General features: G+C 38.5%; 14 protein-coding genes. 8 read left to right on the top strand and 6 right to left on the bottom strand.

From position 1 onward, the window contains the following. Positions 1-5 precede the first annotated feature (5 nt). A complete protein-coding gene (locus MKY98_RS18465; protein WP_069012528.1) occupies positions 6-1,508 on the bottom strand; it encodes a hypothetical protein in 1,503 nt (500 codons plus the stop codon). Positions 1,509-1,787: 279 nt separating this feature from the next. Between MKY98_RS18465 and MKY98_RS18460 the strand changes: the two genes are divergently transcribed. The 8 genes from MKY98_RS18460 to MKY98_RS18425 all read left to right on the top strand — a co-directional run bounded on the left by MKY98_RS18460 (position 1,788) and on the right by MKY98_RS18425 (position 9,133). Next, positions 1,788-2,750 (top strand): helix-turn-helix transcriptional regulator, encoded by a 963-nt coding sequence (locus MKY98_RS18460; RefSeq protein ID WP_069012529.1) that lies wholly within the window; start codon positions 1,788-1,790, stop codon positions 2,748-2,750. A 109-nt stretch (positions 2,751-2,859) separates the two neighbouring features. After that, a complete protein-coding gene (locus MKY98_RS18455) occupies positions 2,860-3,486 on the top strand; it encodes a type 1 glutamine amidotransferase family protein (RefSeq protein WP_069012530.1) in 627 nt (208 codons plus the stop codon). 51 nt (positions 3,487-3,537) lie between these two features. After that, complete coding sequence (locus MKY98_RS18450; protein WP_069012531.1) at positions 3,538-4,062, top strand: VOC family protein; 525 nt, start codon at positions 3,538-3,540, stop codon at positions 4,060-4,062. A 594-nt stretch (positions 4,063-4,656) separates the two neighbouring features. Beyond that, on the top strand, positions 4,657-4,974 hold the full coding sequence (locus MKY98_RS18445) for a hypothetical protein (RefSeq protein ID WP_039273018.1): 318 nt from the start codon (positions 4,657-4,659) through the stop codon (positions 4,972-4,974). Positions 4,975-5,049: 75 nt separating this feature from the next. After that, positions 5,050-5,733: a DUF5819 family protein gene (locus MKY98_RS18440; RefSeq protein ID WP_069012532.1), complete on the top strand. Its 684-nt coding sequence runs from the start codon at positions 5,050-5,052 to the stop codon at positions 5,731-5,733. A gap of 544 nt (positions 5,734-6,277) precedes the next feature. Next, entirely contained in the window at positions 6,278-7,066 is a 789-nt protein-coding gene (locus MKY98_RS18435; RefSeq protein ID WP_245231612.1) for a DCC1-like thiol-disulfide oxidoreductase family protein, read from the top strand. A gap of 10 nt (positions 7,067-7,076) precedes the next feature. Beyond that, entirely contained in the window at positions 7,077-8,201 is a 1,125-nt protein-coding gene (locus MKY98_RS18430) for a serine hydrolase (protein ID WP_069012534.1), read from the top strand. Further along, positions 8,201-9,133, top strand: coding sequence for a M23 family metallopeptidase (locus MKY98_RS18425; protein WP_039273027.1), 933 nt, complete (start codon positions 8,201-8,203; stop codon positions 9,131-9,133). Before MKY98_RS18430 ends, MKY98_RS18425 begins: the two co-directional genes overlap by 1 nt. Before the next feature lie 631 nt (positions 9,134-9,764). Here MKY98_RS18425 and MKY98_RS18420 read toward each other — a convergent pair. From MKY98_RS18420 to MKY98_RS18400, 5 genes are all read right to left on the bottom strand, one after another. Further along, a complete protein-coding gene (locus tag MKY98_RS18420; protein ID WP_069012535.1) occupies positions 9,765-10,130 on the bottom strand; it encodes a putative zinc-binding protein in 366 nt (121 codons plus the stop codon). A 267-nt stretch (positions 10,131-10,397) separates the two neighbouring features. Then, positions 10,398-10,694, bottom strand: a complete 297-nt coding sequence (locus MKY98_RS18415; RefSeq protein WP_256026127.1) for a hypothetical protein — start codon at positions 10,692-10,694, stop codon at positions 10,398-10,400. 748 nt (positions 10,695-11,442) lie between these two features. Continuing rightward, entirely contained in the window at positions 11,443-11,730 is a 288-nt protein-coding gene (locus MKY98_RS18410) for a hypothetical protein (protein ID WP_069012536.1), read from the bottom strand. A 435-nt stretch (positions 11,731-12,165) separates the two neighbouring features. Next, positions 12,166-12,570: a hypothetical protein gene (locus tag MKY98_RS18405; protein WP_341011078.1), complete on the bottom strand. Its 405-nt coding sequence runs from the start codon at positions 12,568-12,570 to the stop codon at positions 12,166-12,168. Positions 12,571-12,582: 12 nt separating this feature from the next. Beyond that, entirely contained in the window at positions 12,583-15,729 is a 3,147-nt protein-coding gene (locus MKY98_RS18400) for a contractile injection system protein, VgrG/Pvc8 family (RefSeq protein WP_245231614.1), read from the bottom strand. Between the last annotated feature and the right edge of the window lie 228 nt (positions 15,730-15,957).

Here is a 15,957-nt window from a genome sequence, read left to right as displayed (position 1 = left end):
TTCCGTTAGTTCATCTTAATTTCCGTGCCGGAGAAGGTGGTTTTGTCATCCAGCGTAATCGTGTTGCCTTTACCAGACAGCTCAATTTTTCCGGCGGAAAGCTGGATGTTACCGGAACTCATAACAATATCCGAAGCCGCACTAATGCTCACATTTTTTCCGCTTACAATATCAATGCCTGTTTTATCGTTAATGACAATGGACATGCCATTGCCAGAAATAACGATTTGATCCGGGGCGAGCATGATTTCTTTGCCGTATTTGGTTCGCAGCGTCTTAATGGCAGGGTCAGCCATTCGATCTGGGGCAGGAGCTGCTGCGGATAAGGCTGAAGAAGACTTTGATCCGGCAGACAAAGTAGAAGCTGTGGCATGTCCAGAAGTCGCAGAAGATTTTCCCGTGGAAGGCTGCGGTTCTCTTTTAACTGAGCTGATCGCGTATCCTTCTTCTTCCTTATAACTGGGGAAATAGATACGGATGCTATCCCCGTCCTCAGGCATACAATACCAGCCCGTGTTATCCGCAGATGCATAAATGGTAGAGTAGGGAAACCAGTAATCCGTGTTCGGGTCTTGCTGATCGTCCATATCGAGCTGGGCGCGTACTTTGTCCCGACGAACGCTCAGTACCTTGCCATGAATGGAAGCGCCGATAATGGAGCGATTGTAGTCTTTAATTGGACGTAAGCCGCTTCGTGGTGACAGCTTGGCGGTATGGGTCAGCACCCCGTCTTTCATCTCCGTTAGCACCTCAGCTACGATCAGCTTATGACCTTGAAAGGTCACTTCGTAGCCAGGTTCCAGTAATTTCTCCGTCTCGACCTCATATTGGATAAAATCAGCATCACGTACGCCAGGGATATGGTTCTCTGAGGCGGTTTGAAAATCCGCAACCCGTTTGGTGACTTTATAATTGGTAGATTGTATTTCTCCTTTGCTGAGTCCCATAGGCAGGCCAAAATAAAACTTGGGAACCCCATAGCCCACCGCAGGAATGAGCGGAGAGTAGAAGTGGGAGGCCATTCGTTTCAGAAATTGCCAATCGGTTTCATCATATTGCATGATAAAGGTACCAATGGGCTTCTTATGGGACACAACATCCATGGCTTCGGCTTTGGAATAGTCCGATACAATACTTTCAATCAGACCTGTATAGGTGAGCTTGGGGTTCTGGAAAGAGCGTTGATGCCGCTTAATATCTAACTCGTAGGTATGAGAAATGGCTTCGACGGTCAGATAATGAACCCCATGAACGACTTTTTCCTCCACATCCAAGGCAATGCCTCGAAAAAGGGGCTGTCGATTGCCATTTTTGTCTGTAACAAAAGCTTTGACCTGGGTTTCCTCATCCGAAGCACGCACATACAGCTCGCGCTTTTTCTCCGAGATGATACCTGTACAGATCATTCGGGCATGATCATTGACTGTTTTTAGGATTTTAAGTTCATGAAGGCGTACAAATTCATAAGGCATGATTTCGATATGACCGTACGTCACGGTGTTTTCCATAGATGTCTCCTTCTATAGTTGTTTTTGGTAAATGTTATTATGAGATTCTCAGCTAGATATGTTGTTAATGATAAATCCAGCATATGTATTTATCGGTTAAAAGAGAGAGTTAGTTTACAGAATGCCCCATTCGTTGTGGTATTTACTATGTGTATTATTGGAAGTAGGAGATATGGGAGGGGAGTATTGTGCAGAGAAAAGCATATAATAGGTTTTAAGACGGAGTTTCAAAAGATATTTATAAAGATTGAGTTTTAATGAGAGAGGAGGGTTCAGGTTATGCCAAAAAACGATAATATGCTGGCCATTCTATGGATGCTGAATTCGGGTGTAAAAATGACTGCAAAACAAATATCCGAAAAGTTAGAAATAAATATAAGGACAGTTTATCGGTATATTGATGCACTGTGTGCCAGTGGAGTGCCGATAATATCCGACTCTGGTCATAATGGCGGGTATAGCTTGCTGAATAATTTTATTAGAGCGCCTCTACTATTTGATATGGAGGAAAAAAAGGCACTCCTTCATGCTGCTGTTTTTGCAAAAGAAGCTGGATACCCTTTGAGTGAGGCATTAAGCAATGCGACGTCAAAATTGAAGATGTATTCGAATCAAGAGCAGGAAAGTATACTTAGCCGTCATTTAGCCGGATTTGAAGTGATAAATCGCATGGGAGATCCTTCTCTTCAGCCGATATTGGCAGAATTGGAGCAGGCTGTAGCCAACGAATTCTCTGTAGAAATGGATTATCGCACAAGTCATGAAGAACAACCCAAGTATAGGGTGATAGATCCCTATGGAATGGTTTACTGGAACAACAAATGGTATACTATTGCATTTTGCCACCTAAGGAATGAGATCCGTAGCTTTCGGGCAGATCGGATTCTACAAATCAAGCGGACTCCAATCCTATTTAAGCGTCCTGAGGATTTTTCGGCTCGTGAATTTTTTATGCAAAATCTGTTACCTGATTTAGTGGGCAAGGACGGTTTAATTTCTTTAATGATCGGAGGCAGGTCAGAGGCATTGGATGACTTATGTCTGCATTGGTTTTTGGGGCATCATCTGAAAGAGCGGACCTCCAATCAAGCAATCTTTTTGCTTGAGGAAAAATCACTTCATACCTATGTCCCTTATTTACTCCTACCCTACGGGAAATCCATTCAAGTCATCGAACCACAGAGTTTGAAGAAAAAACTTGTTGCTGTTGCGTCGGAGTTAATGGAATATTATCAACGTTAAAAGCTTCACTGACAGCAGATGTCAGTGAAGCTTTTTTATAATGAGGATAATCACGGATTACCGAGGGCTGGTATCACTTGATAAATTATAAAATAAGGAGAACCTGTGAATGAATAGTACGGTATATCTGTATGTATTTGACACCATGGCAGACTGGGAGATCGGTTACTTAACTGCCGAACTGAACTCGGGGAGATATTATAAAAAGGGGCTGTCCCCATCCAAAATAGTTACCGTGGGAATGGAAAAGACTCCTGTCACTACCATGGGCGGATTGACAATCCTGCCTGACATCAAACTGGATGAGTGCAAAATTGAAAGCACGGATGCATTGATTTTACCCGGTGGAAATACATGGACAGAAACCATTCATCAACCGATTTTAAAAATCGCTGAGAGGTGCTTAGAGGAAGGGATACGGGTTGCTGCGATTTGTGGTGCTACTATGGGACTTGCCCAGGCAGGATTGCTGAATTCACGTTGGCATACAAGCAATGATCTGGAATACCTCAAAATGACCTGTCCCACCTACACGGGCGAAAATTATTACAAAATGGAGTCTGCTGTAACGGATGGAAAACTAATCACTGCATCTGGTACGGCTCCGTTGGAATTCTCCGTACATGTTTTGAAAGCTCTGGGTGTGTTTTCTTCTAAAACATTAGAAGCCTGGTATAGTCTAAATAAGACTCGTGCATCCAAATATTATTATGATTTGATGAATTCAATCCAATAAAGGTATAAGCATAAAACTGAACTGTTACGATCATTTAAAGGAGGAGTTAAAATGACTGAAAGCAGAGAATATATGGGAGTGTCAGGTAAATATACAAAGAAGGGGATGCCCAATGGCTTTACATCTATTACCCCGTTTATTACCGTGGAGAATCCTTCGGAAGCAATAGAGTTTTATAAAAGTGTTTTCAATGCAAGGGTTAAGGATATTACTGAATTTCCTGATGAGAATGGCAATAAAATCATTGTTCATGCTGAATTAGATTTTGGAAATGGTTTTTTGCAGCTGGGGGCAGCGAATCCGACATATCAATTGGTTTTGCCGCCAGATGAAGGCAATGCGTGTTATTCTTTCGGAATTTACGTGATGAATGTTGATCAGGTCATTGAAAATGCGGTAGCAAGAGGAGCAAAAGTAAGGGAACCCGTTACAAACTTTGTATCAGGTGATCGATTCGGAAGTATACTGGACCCTTGTGGAGTAAGATGGTCTATTATGACCAGGATCGAGGATTTGTCAGAAGAAGAAAGCAGTCGTAGGGTTGCTGAATGGGCCAAAAGCTTGAGTGGAGAATAAATGCAATCACTTTTTAAAAGTATTAAGAGTGACGGTCTGCTGAAATGATGTTAAGGAAAGCTTGAATATATCCCCTCGCCTCTATACTGTAACCCGCTCATTGAGCGGGTTTTTATTTTTAATCATTTGAAAAATGTAGACATGAAATATTTAAGGCATAGAGTTTGATGGAGCTTGTAGACATTCTGCTACGTTTTAATCATGTTGTTTACAAAATCGCTGGCGTAATTCTTCTTGAAACAATCTAGCCAATTTGGCAGGATACATTACTCCTCCTGTGGTATGAGTGTGTGCATGCATGGTAACTCTGATAGAGGGAGGAATGGCAAGTTATTGTTTTCTTCTTTCGATGGTTTATAAAATGAAGCGCGGCACCTGCTGGAATAAGATATAATCCGAAATAATTTTTAATTTTAATTACTAAAAATTTATGTTTATGATTTTTGGCAAGGGAAAATAAGATATAAAATATGGAAGGGAGTGATATAATAAGTAATTATAAGTAATTATATTCAATAATAGTCATATAAAAAAGTTATAAAACTAAGAGATTAAAAATTATTTTGTTACTAACCATCTTAGGAGGAATTATCTATGAAGAAAAAATTAACAATACTTAGTCTGGCTCTAGCCATCACAGCCTTCTCTACTGTAAGTTTAAGCGCTTCTTACGCTTCTGATTATGACGTTTCCTCTGGAAATTCTTCTCCTTTAATTAGCGCGCATGCAAATGGTGCTGCTGTTGAGCCTCAAGCAATAACATCCCTTGCTCGTAAAGCATGGCAAGTTGGTAAATCAGCTTGGGATGCTAACAAGGATGCTTTGAGAGAAGCGACCCGCTTAGGAAGTCTATTAGGTACAGGTGTTTCTAGTAGTGATGTAGAGAATGCAGATGTAATTTTTGATAAATAGCTGAAACATCAGGGAGAAGATCAGATTTTTATATTTCTCTCTCCCTGATGTTATTTAAAAGAGGTGATTGCTTAAATGAAAAAAAGAAGTGAAGGGTTTATTTTAAATGCTACGTTATTCTCTTTATCGTTGTTCTTGATGGTTCATTTCTTCTTTATTTTTCTTCACGCTGGACCGCTTAACCCGGTTTCTGTTTCGTTGAAATCAGTAACTGATAACTATGTTGGACGGTTTTTTCAACAAAACTGGCATCTATTTGCTCCCCAGCCTATGACTCAAAATCTAAAATTATATGTACGTGTGAGGTATAAGGGGGAGGGCAGTACCAAAACGGTTATAAGCAATTGGTATGATGTTACTGAACCTATGATCAGGACGAATGAGACGACAGTATTTTCACCTTATAATAGGATGCTCAGAATTGGAAGTGGATACATACATCAATTATATATAGGAGGAAAAGATGATCTAACATATAAATTAATGGAGAAAATATCTAAAAAAAATAATGTCGCCAAAGAAATAAATGCTTCTTTAGAAAAGGATTCGGATCAAGTTGAACAAATCATATACCGCTATGCCTCTGCGTTTGCGAAAAGAGAGTTTTTGAAACATGAAATAACCGATGTCCAGTTTATGACCTCAATATCGGATGCAATTCCATATTCAAAGCGAGATGATCTTCATTTTAAAGTGAAAGAAGATAATGTCGTATATGGTTGGAAAGGAGTTGTAAAGGATGTTGTTGAATTACCGTAACTTTTTTATGAATGAACGCTTTCTTATTGGCACAAGTATCCTTCGGATATGTATCGGGTTGATATTACTTTTCAATTATTTTATTCATTATAAACAAAGATATTTTTTTTGGCACGAATCTGGAATTAATATATATTCTGCTGGGTACAAGTCATTAACATGGTCTTTATATAATTTGAATTCATCAGCTTTATTTTTTGACTCTATCTATCATTTTGGAATTGTGGTTACTATTTTTTATTTAATTGGATACAAAGGCCGCCTTTTTTCAATTCTGACCTATCTATTTTTTTATTCACTGTATGTTCGTTCTTTTCATATAAGTGACGGAGGAGACAATTTACTGATAGTAAATATGTTTTTTCTCCTATTCGCCAATAATACTGCATATTTCTCTTTTGATTCTAAATTGAATAGCTTACATGGAAAAGGCTCGAAGCAGTCTTTGATTTATAAGTTATCCATAATAATTCACAATTTTGCAGTACTTTTTTGTATTATACAACTGTGTATTGTTTATTTCTTCTCAGGAATGTACCAGCTTATGGGGGAAATGTGGCAAAACGGAACGGCACTTTATTATATCTCTCAGGTAAGAGAGTTTAGCAGACCTATTTTGGATTATATGGTTAACCATTATGTTGGGCTCACCATTTTATTCACTTATTTATCTATAATTGTTAAAATAGCTTTTCCTTTTGCTGTAATTAATAAAAGCCTTAAACCGTTTGTAGTTATTGCTATGATATTGTTTCATGCAGGAATCGGTATAGGCATGGGCTTACTGACGTTTTCACTAATTATGATTGTTATGGAATTATTGTTGTTTACGGATCGAGAATATAAAAAGTTATACTATTTTATAAAGATCAGTTTCCGGAAAATATCAATTATAATTCGAAGAAAAACAAGAAAAATAGGATATGTAAGCTTTCAACACAAACAAATTCTGGTTTTCTATGATGGTTGGTGTCCTGTCTGTACAAATATAAAAGACAATTTGTACAAGCTAGATTATTTTAGACTGCTACGGCTTGTTAGTTTTCGGAATTCTTCATTGGTTCAAGCATACAAATTAGATGTTAATGAATTAGAAAGGCGAATGCATAGTTTCTCAATGAATGATTCCAGTAAAATACAACGTGGAATTGACTCTATTGCACAAATTTGTACAAGAATACCGTATCTTTGGTGGGCGGTTCCCTTTATAATTATTTTCAAAAAAATGGGTATAGGTGGTTGTTTGTATGATTATATAGCTTCTAAAAGAAAGGTGATTCCCGTGGGGAACTGTGACGACTTATGTGAACTTCAGCCTAAGCGTGTCCATTAAGGAGCAAAGTATGAAAATAATTTTATTGTTAGTAGCTATAATTTTAATATTTGTGTTCATATGTATCCTGTTTTTATTCATTGCGAAGCGCCAAAATAATAAGAAAACAGAAATGGATGTTCTAAGCTTTTTGAAGGAAAATCCGAGTAAAGCATCTTTGTTTATGATCAAAAATGGTATGGAGAAAATCAGCTATAACTCAGAAGTTAAAATGCCGCTTGCCAGTACAGTTAAAGTGATTATTGCTATTGAATTTGCTCGCCAAGTTGTGGCGAAAATATTAGATGAGCAGGAACTTGTTCCTTTAGAGGAATTAAATAAATTTTATATTCCTGCTTCCGATGGTAACGCTCATCATAACTGGATCAAATCCATTCGCGCAAACCATAAAGAGGTTCAAGGGAAAATTACGTTATTGGATATTACCCACGGCATGTTAGCATATAGTTCCAATGCCAATACAGAATTTCTGATGGCGAAAATGGGTTTGGATAAGATAAATGAGAATATTATGAAGCTTTCACTTTCTTCCCATGATAAAATCTTTCCTTTTTCATCTGCGGGATTCATGTCTCCTTATATCCAAGAGACCGAAAACATAGGCTTTAAAGAGTCGATACAAAAGATAAGTGAGATGAGCTACGAGGAATATATGAAAAAATCTATTGAAATTCATCAGATTTTAAATCGTGATCAGGGGATAGAATGTATTCAGAAATGGAACACCAGGCAGAATTATGTACGAAAGCTTCAAGTGCTGGAATCGCGCAAGCTTCCTCGTTCAACGACTAAAGAATATGCTTACCTCATGAAGCTCATACACAAGGAGGAGTTGGTTCCTTCTACTATAAATCCATATTTAAAAATGCTAATTCAGCGACAAGTAGATAACTCCAAGTTAATAGAGTTTGGAAACAAAGGTGGATCTACCATTTCTGTTCTAACAGAGGCTTTATATTGTACGGATCGGGAAGGAAATGACATTCAACTAGCCATGTTTATTCAAGATGATTCTGGGGTGGATCATATTTGGCTCAAGCAGAAGCTGGATTTGTTTTTTTACAAATTATTAACGGATACTGCATTTCAAGAAGAGGTAAGAAGCAAATTATCATATGATAAGGGAAAAAATTGATGTTTTTTTATTTTGTGAAAATGCTGTTGATTCCGCTTATACTTTACTGGATCATGGCTTACTTTCCATTTAAAAATCGTATTTCGTGGTATATACACACTTTGTTTACAAGTGCATATACGTTCATAATTTTATTCATAAATGATTGGACAGAAATTAGCTATTATTTACGTCCGGTTTGCATCGCATTGTTTGGATGTTCCTTATTCCGTCAAATGGTTACTTTACGCTCTTTTAAATTTAATGGCTTAAGTAGAAAAACACGAATATCCCTTTCTCTTTATGGTTTATTAGCGATATATCAAGTTTTTATATGTATTTTATTTAGTATTTCATACATTACATCCACTCCTAAACACGAAGATGCAGTCGATTTAGCCTTCCCTTTGAAAGGAGGGGCTTACGAGGTAGTGAATGGTGGAATGAGTTCATCTATGAACTATCACTTTTCGCATCGTACTCTGAAATATGCGGTGGATATAACTAAGCTCACCCCGTTAGGCTCAAGAAAAGGAAAATTTGATAATCCTGAATCTTTAAAATCCTACCCCATTTATAATGATTCAGTATATAGTCCAGTTGAGGGTAGAATTATCGAAGTTGTGGATGGAGTAGAAGATAATGTGCCAAACTCTCTGGGTCGTAGTACTACAAATATGATTATCATCAAACACAAAGGATATAATATTCTGTTGTTACACTTGAAGAAAAATAGTCTGCTAGTTAAGAAAAATGATTTTGTCAAGGTTGGACAAGAAATTGCGAAAGTAGGGAACTCAGGTTACAGCAGTGAGCCGCATCTTCATGTTCATGCTATAAAACATGACAATAAGAGTGATTACTTCAGTGGAACTTCGGTTCCTATTACTTTTAATGGTAATTACTTAAAGAGAAATGATTTGCTATTTAATCAAACGCTTATTTTTCGTTAAAAATGAATACCTTCCTAGAAAGTCGGTTTTAGAATTTGTTTACCAGGTTTTCAGTATCGTATATTGTTCTTCAAAGCAAGTATTTTCAACTTAAGCGAGAGGTATAATCCTTTACATCGTCTCGGCACATGTTGAGCGCTGTTTACTGTCAGTAAGGACAGAATGAATACAGGATGTATCGGTGTTTTAGCTCCTTAATGAGGGTCTAGTTGATAAATGGAGAGAGGTAATAGACCATATTAAGTTGAAGTTGCAGTAAATAACAACACTTTGACCAAATCGGATTATGGTTCCTCTTAGATTTGTTTCAGAAGTTCTGGGGGATACATTAAATACTACGATCAATGGAACATTACATGTTGACATTAAGACATAAAGCTTGATTGCTTTGGAATGGTTAACAAACTAATTGCTCGATTGCTAGTCATTTTTCCCACATTAATTAAATCTTCGTTTGTACAAGGACGCATAGGAATTTTATCAATTTTAAATTGTGAGACAAATTCATTTAAACATTCGATAATTATTTTCCTTATTAAAAAGATGTTTTATTGTACAAAAATAATACTGGTGGCCCTTAAAGATGTGTTAGGAGCCACCAGCAAAAATTCGATACACACTTTTATTTTGATTAAGAATTATTGCCAATTTGTTCTAAGATTTGTGTGTAAGCATTCCTATAATGATCGGGGTTAGGATCTTCTCCTATGATCTTGGGTACGTCAAAGTCAGACAGCAGGAAATGGTGTTTGGGTTGAACTTCATGTCTTGCTAAGCAACTCTTGCAACAGGACAAGGGACAGCCGTCAATTGCAATGATGTCACGTCCCGATTTTGCTGTTCTGACAAGCGGTTTGACATCACCACCAACACCAGCAATACAGGACATTTCAGCAACCTTTTCTCGATCCATTTGTATAGCGATCATGTTAGCGGTTTGTGCTGCAGAGGAACATCCAGAACATGAATAGACAAGAGGTAAATCAGTTCTTTTCATCTTTGTACACTTCCTTGTTTTTTCTTTGTGATCGATCACGGTATCTTTGGTTTCAGCTGAAATAAATTTAAAATTGTTTGTATTTTAACTTAAATTTACAGTCTAAACCGTGATCGTGATCACGACATTATTTTTGTGAAATCTGCTATAAGGCTAACTGTGTGTATGTAAATCAGCTAGATCTTTAGAAAAAAAGCTTATCCCAACTCATAGATTTAAGTTGGAATAAGCTTTTGAAATTTTAATATTTAGGTGCAATTAAACTTATCAATTTCCTGGTTGAAGAATTTTAGATAATTTTGTACCATCAAACTTATCACCCCATCCTCTATTTTCTTCTATAGAAAATTTTAGAAATGGGTCGATACTTGGCAATGGAAAATTGTAATCTATCATGAGCTTTATAATTCTCTCTAAAGATTTCAAACTGCTTTCGCCGTATCCTTCGATTACAGTGTACGCATGACTGATACCAAGGTCATAAATACCTCGTAGTAAGGCGTCGACTGATCCATCAATATTTTGATATAAGCTATACAAGTATATGAATTCATCTTTACTCAACTTCTCAAACTCTTCCTCCTCGTATGTTTTGAATTCTATTAAATTCTCAGGAATTAATTCAACGACTATATCGTTCCAATCATCCAAGTATTGTATATTAGTGAATTCCCATAAATAATTTAAAACGATCTTCCAAATTAACATTATATTTCAAGGCTATAATAGCGTTCTCAAAACAGCTAATACCATATGCAACTCTACCCCTCATTGAAATATGTCTGAATTTTTCCATGTGCATCATCGCTGGTCTCCTTTATACCATCCGGTTAGTGCGTCAGCAATATTTCTTTTTAAAGTAAATGTGCAGTTTTCGCAGGCTATTTTTGCTGCTCCAAATTCGATGTGGAGTTGTTTTAATAGTATATATATAAATCATTCACATTAGCCTTTTGATTTAGTGCTTGATTCACTGCATCTATTTCTGCGCAATTTCCCACTGCATATTCATTAAGAGAATCTTTTGGCAATAATCCTGCTTTGTCTTTGCTTCCAGATAACACTGCATTCTTTTTGTTATTAGAGGAGGAAGAGGATCAGAAAGAAAAATCAAGGAGCGAGTCGATGAAATCATTCAAGTACTAAGCTCACGGCAAGATATACTGGAACAATTTGATGATAACCTATTTAATGCGTTGGTGGAGAAGATCACGATTCTCTCACCAGCGCATTTTGTTTTTACCTTGAAAAGTGGAATGAGCATAGATGAAATATTGGACTAACAGAATCATAGGCTAATGCGATAAAAAGACTAACGAGTAACTGTAGGGTGTATGACGGGGAGAATCAGTCGAATCCCGTCTTTTACTCCTTCCATATACATGGATTGTTTGTCCTGGCTTAACTGGTAGCCAATTGCTTCTTCCCATTCGGATAGTGGTTGCTGAATATCCTCGTTTTGGTTAATTTTGAATTGATCCATTTGAGTGAATAGATTGTTGTCCTCTGATGAACATGAAGCCTGTTGTTCATTAGCGAGTTCTATATGATAAAATCGTTGGCGTAATGCTTCGAGAAACCAATCTGGCCAATTTGACATAGCACATTTTCCTTCCCGTTGTTTGAGTGTGTGTATGTTAACTCTGATGGGGAGGAATGGCAAGTCATTATATTGTGTGGAGGGATGTTGAATTATCTTTAAAAATATATTTTTCATTAAGAGAATTTGGGTTTATATGTAGATTAAAATATTGGGTGAAATACCTATTTAAGTAATAAGGATAACAAAAAAAGGTCAATCATAGTAGTATCTGACCATAATCGACCTGTTCAATGTAACGCAGTAGCGTTATTTAGGTTATAAAATAAAGCATTTGATGTGCGTACAACCAAAAAGAAGAAATTTTTATACGGGTATTACATGGGTTATATGTGTTATTGGTGAGTGATAGGTTCATTCGTCACCCACCTCCTCCAAATAAACCTTGAAAAGTATTTAACAAATCAAGATTATGACAGTCTTCGAGTAGATAGATTAAGATTTTGGAAAAGGATTATTATTTAGGATTTTGCATGATATTTTTTTTGCCACTATGATAATCGGCGGGCTATCAAAACCCTCTACACTTATTTTGAAAATGTAATTTCCAAATTCTACATTGTATTTTTGATTCATTTCCATTGCTTCTTCATCATTTGCCAATTCAATAAATATTTTAGATGTATCCCCATGCCATAAAAACAAAGTAGAAACAAAATACGGTTGTTCAAACTCAATATCAATTGTATACTCATCACTACTTTGATCTATGCTACCTGACAACACAATTTGTCCTGCGTTCATACGACAAAACTCAAAATCCATCCATAAGCATCTACTTAAATAAGTATTAATTTTGTCAATCTCTACATTTACCTCATCTAAATTCATAATAAACACTAGAATCATCTCCTATGGTAAATTTATATGTGTATTTTTTGCTCCAGTGGCATTAAAATTAGGGTTTTTCGTTCCATCCTTAAAGAATTCTTTAAGTTCACTTTCCTTATACCACTTACCATCCGTCCCCAAATACTCAGTACCACTTCCTTGAATTTTAGGATCAGGATTTGGAGCTGACTTTCTTGATACTCTATAAATACTATTCGCATTCGTATGTTGACTATTACCGGGATGTATTCTTACCTCATATACAAATCCATCTGCTGTCCAAGGATGCTTAAGTCCCTTTGGTATACTCGTCAGACCCTGTTGTTCCAAAGCCTCATCAAGGAAATCCTTAGGATTTGTAGTGTTAAGGAGATTCCTACCACCATTACCCGCCCCCTCAAGAGCATTCTTCTTCTCTATTTCTTTAAGTAATTCCTTCTCTTTTCTTAAATACTCATCGTAATTTGAAGTTTCTCGGGCGGCTTTACTTTTCTCAATGTTCTCCAATACACGCTTTTTGGTATTCTCTTCTTCTCTCTTTTTATTAGGTTTACCCGTCCCCTCAGTTTTAGGAGGTTTCTCCTTGGGTTTGCCTGCTTTTGAAGGCATAACTTCTGATGCGTTCTCAATAGGTTCGGATGCATTTTTTGTGGTGATGCTCTTCTGATCTATTCGCTGTTGGATTCTCCTCACATTTTCTCTTGCGAGCCTAGCGTTCTCAAGTGCCCCTTCTTTACTCATTTTGGAGAATTCATTTTTAAGGGCTCTACCTTCACCACCTCGACCGTCAAGTGGCACTGGCTCTGCAAATATGTTTGCATGGCTCATCCATCGTTGTTCTTCCGGTGTGATGCCCTCTTGATTAGATAGAATCAAAAAATCTCCTTGATAGTTTTGTTTCCAGTCATCGTAGTATTTAAAATCTGGATTTCCATTCGCTGTACGAACCACCCCGTCCTCAGCACGGTAGCTTCCTAGCGGAATTTCAGGTCTGCGATTTTCTAATGAAGACCAATAAACATAATCTCTTTGAATTTTCTCATATTCTTCATCTGTAAGCTCTGGTGGTGCAGCTTCTTTTTTCGCTTTAAGGGCTTTAGCTCTAGCTTCTTCTTCTGCTTTAAGAGCAGCTTCAGCCCTAGCTTTTTCTTGTTCTTTATATTCCCTCAGCATTCTATCTTTAACACTTTTAGGTACCTGTTGATAGGCATGAACCATGGTTTTCGATGTTGTCAGCAAGTTTTGGATCAGCTCTAATCGGCTGCCGGAATGTACTATTTGACGTGCGCTTGTATACACTTTCCCCAGAATCCATTTGCTATAGTAGGCATGTCTCGCTTGCTCATGTTCATACTGAGTAATTAACCCTTGTAATGCTAGACCAGCCAAGTGTTTCAACGGATGAATGCCGTTCCCCTTACTACCTCCAACGGAAGGGGTTCCTTTGCTCCGAACAGGGATCGCTGCGGTTGCTCTCAGAATCACCCCTCCTGCAGGTCCACTTAGCGCTCCTGCAACAACGCCAACCACTTTTCCCATCACTGGAATGGAGCCTAATAGCTTGGACACCGTACCCATCAAGGCATTTGCCTGTTGATGCTCTGCTGGACTGGTGACTTTTGCTTTAGGGGTAGAGGCTTGGTTGCTAGATGAATCCCTAGCTGCTGACTGGGCTGCTTCATAGGCTTTTATGCTCATGAGTGGCGGCTCAGGCACAGGAGGGAGGTTGGCTACGAAAACAGGTGCCTTTACCGTACCTTCCTGATAAATCACTGGAGCCTTGGTATCCGTCTCACCGTCCAGTACCATGCTGCTGGCTCCGCCTTTTAGATACAGCGCCGTTCCAGCTTCGAGCGAAAGTTCCTGCCCAGCATCAAGCTTCACATGACCACCCTGAATCTGCACATTCCCCGGACTGTCGATGGCAATTCCGTTACCTTCATGCAGTGTAATGGAAAATTCACCGGGGGTGGATAGGGTCAGCTTGTGCTCAGACATTTCGACGGAGCTACCTTGCACATGTTGCCATACCTTCACATTCGGCTGATCATTTATGTAGCGTTGTTGTCGCACTGAATCCGTGACATAGGCATCTTGTTCGCGGTGTGTAGGCAGATACAGTTCCACCTGTTCCCCAACCTCAGGCATATCGTACCAGCCACTATGTTCTTCAGCGACATAACGGGTGGCTACGGGAAACCAGCACGCTTTGGCAGGATCTTGCTTCGGGTCAATGTCCAGTTGAAGCTGTACAAAATCCTGCTGTACCTTGAGCACCGTTCCTGTCAGCGAAATTCCAGTAGCCTGATCGTTTTCATACCGCGCATAGCGGATATCTTGTTCGGCTTGAAGATCATAACGGGTGTGCAGTAAGCCATCTGCTAAGGTTGTCACTGCTCGAACCACGACCAGTTCTTTGCCTTGTCCAATAGGTAACGTGATAAGGTCGCCTAGTGCATAGTATTGCAGGCTTTCGATCATATAGGTGACATACGAGCCAGCACGTTCTCCCGGCTTTTCCGCATCCAACTCATGAAACGTTTTCCGTACTCGATAAAATACATCCCGCTCCACCTTATGCTGCTTGCCTTCTGGCATACCGAAGAAAACCTTGGGCGAGGCTGCGGTTACCTCTGGCACAAGGACGGAACCAAAGCGAGAAGCAAGACGTTTTAAAAACGCCCAATCCGTCTCCTCATATTGTAAAACAAATGTCTCCAATTTGGCATGGTTGCTTATCGTATCAATGGCATCTCCATACTGATATTTTCGAACCAGCGCAGTGACCAGACCATCATAGGTACGGTGAATATCTTGATAGGAGAGCCTTTTACGCTTAATATCCATCTGGTATGAATGGGAAGCAGCCTCCAGTTCAAACGTATATACGCCTCGCACACAATGTACGGACATACGCGTGACAATCCCATGGAACAGCCTTCTCAGCGATTGTCCCTGATCATTCAACTGACGAATCGCAATCGGCTCTTGCTCTATATTATGACTGATACAAGCTGCTCCCTGTTCTTCGGAGAGCATGCCACTGATATATAAATAGGCATGATCGTTAATTGTACGTGTTATTTGAAGTTGTTCGATGTGTAGGGGCTGAAAGGGACCATAAAAGCGTAGGCTTTCATATCCGATCCCATCTGATAATACGCTCAAGTGAGTTCATGACTCCTTTCTAGATGCGATGGGTATTTCCAAGTGAAGCATGTCATCTTGCATTTGCTTCTGAATTATCGAAGCTACAGATGAGTACAACAGTGAGTCAAAATAGATATGTATTACAAGGTTTGTACGCTATAAAGGGACGAGAGGTGATATTTAATAAACAACCCAGCATATGTATTTATCGGTTAAAAGAAAGATTTAGTTTACAGAATGACCCAT

It is taken from the genome of Paenibacillus sp. FSL M8-0228 (assembly GCF_038007385.1).
GTDB classification, from domain to species: Bacteria; Bacillota; Bacilli; order Paenibacillales; family Paenibacillaceae; genus Paenibacillus; species Paenibacillus polymyxa_D.
The sequence above is the reverse complement of the archived record's forward strand: the minus strand, read 5'-3'. Positions and strand labels throughout refer to the sequence as shown.

What these genes read in the sequence shown, in the direction of transcription:
- MKY98_RS18465 (WP_069012528.1), bottom strand. Translation starts at nt 1,508, where the DNA reads ATGGAAAACACCGTGACGTACGGTCATATCGAAATCATGCCTTATGAA.
- MKY98_RS18460 (WP_069012529.1), top strand. Translation starts at nt 1,788, where the DNA reads ATGCCAAAAAACGATAATATGCTGGCCATTCTATGGATGCTGAATTCG.
- MKY98_RS18455 (WP_069012530.1), top strand. Translation starts at nt 2,860, where the DNA reads ATGAATAGTACGGTATATCTGTATGTATTTGACACCATGGCAGACTGG.
- MKY98_RS18450 (WP_069012531.1), top strand. Translation starts at nt 3,538, where the DNA reads ATGACTGAAAGCAGAGAATATATGGGAGTGTCAGGTAAATATACAAAG.
- MKY98_RS18445 (WP_039273018.1), top strand. Translation starts at nt 4,657, where the DNA reads ATGAAGAAAAAATTAACAATACTTAGTCTGGCTCTAGCCATCACAGCC.
- MKY98_RS18440 (WP_069012532.1), top strand. Translation starts at nt 5,050, where the DNA reads ATGAAAAAAAGAAGTGAAGGGTTTATTTTAAATGCTACGTTATTCTCT.
- MKY98_RS18435 (WP_245231612.1), top strand. Translation starts at nt 6,278, where the DNA reads ATGGGGGAAATGTGGCAAAACGGAACGGCACTTTATTATATCTCTCAG.
- MKY98_RS18430 (WP_069012534.1), top strand. Translation starts at nt 7,077, where the DNA reads ATGAAAATAATTTTATTGTTAGTAGCTATAATTTTAATATTTGTGTTC.
- MKY98_RS18425 (WP_039273027.1), top strand. Translation starts at nt 8,201, where the DNA reads ATGTTTTTTTATTTTGTGAAAATGCTGTTGATTCCGCTTATACTTTAC.
- MKY98_RS18420 (WP_069012535.1), bottom strand. Translation starts at nt 10,130, where the DNA reads ATGAAAAGAACTGATTTACCTCTTGTCTATTCATGTTCTGGATGTTCC.
- MKY98_RS18410 (WP_069012536.1), bottom strand. Translation starts at nt 11,730, where the DNA reads ATGTCAAATTGGCCAGATTGGTTTCTCGAAGCATTACGCCAACGATTT.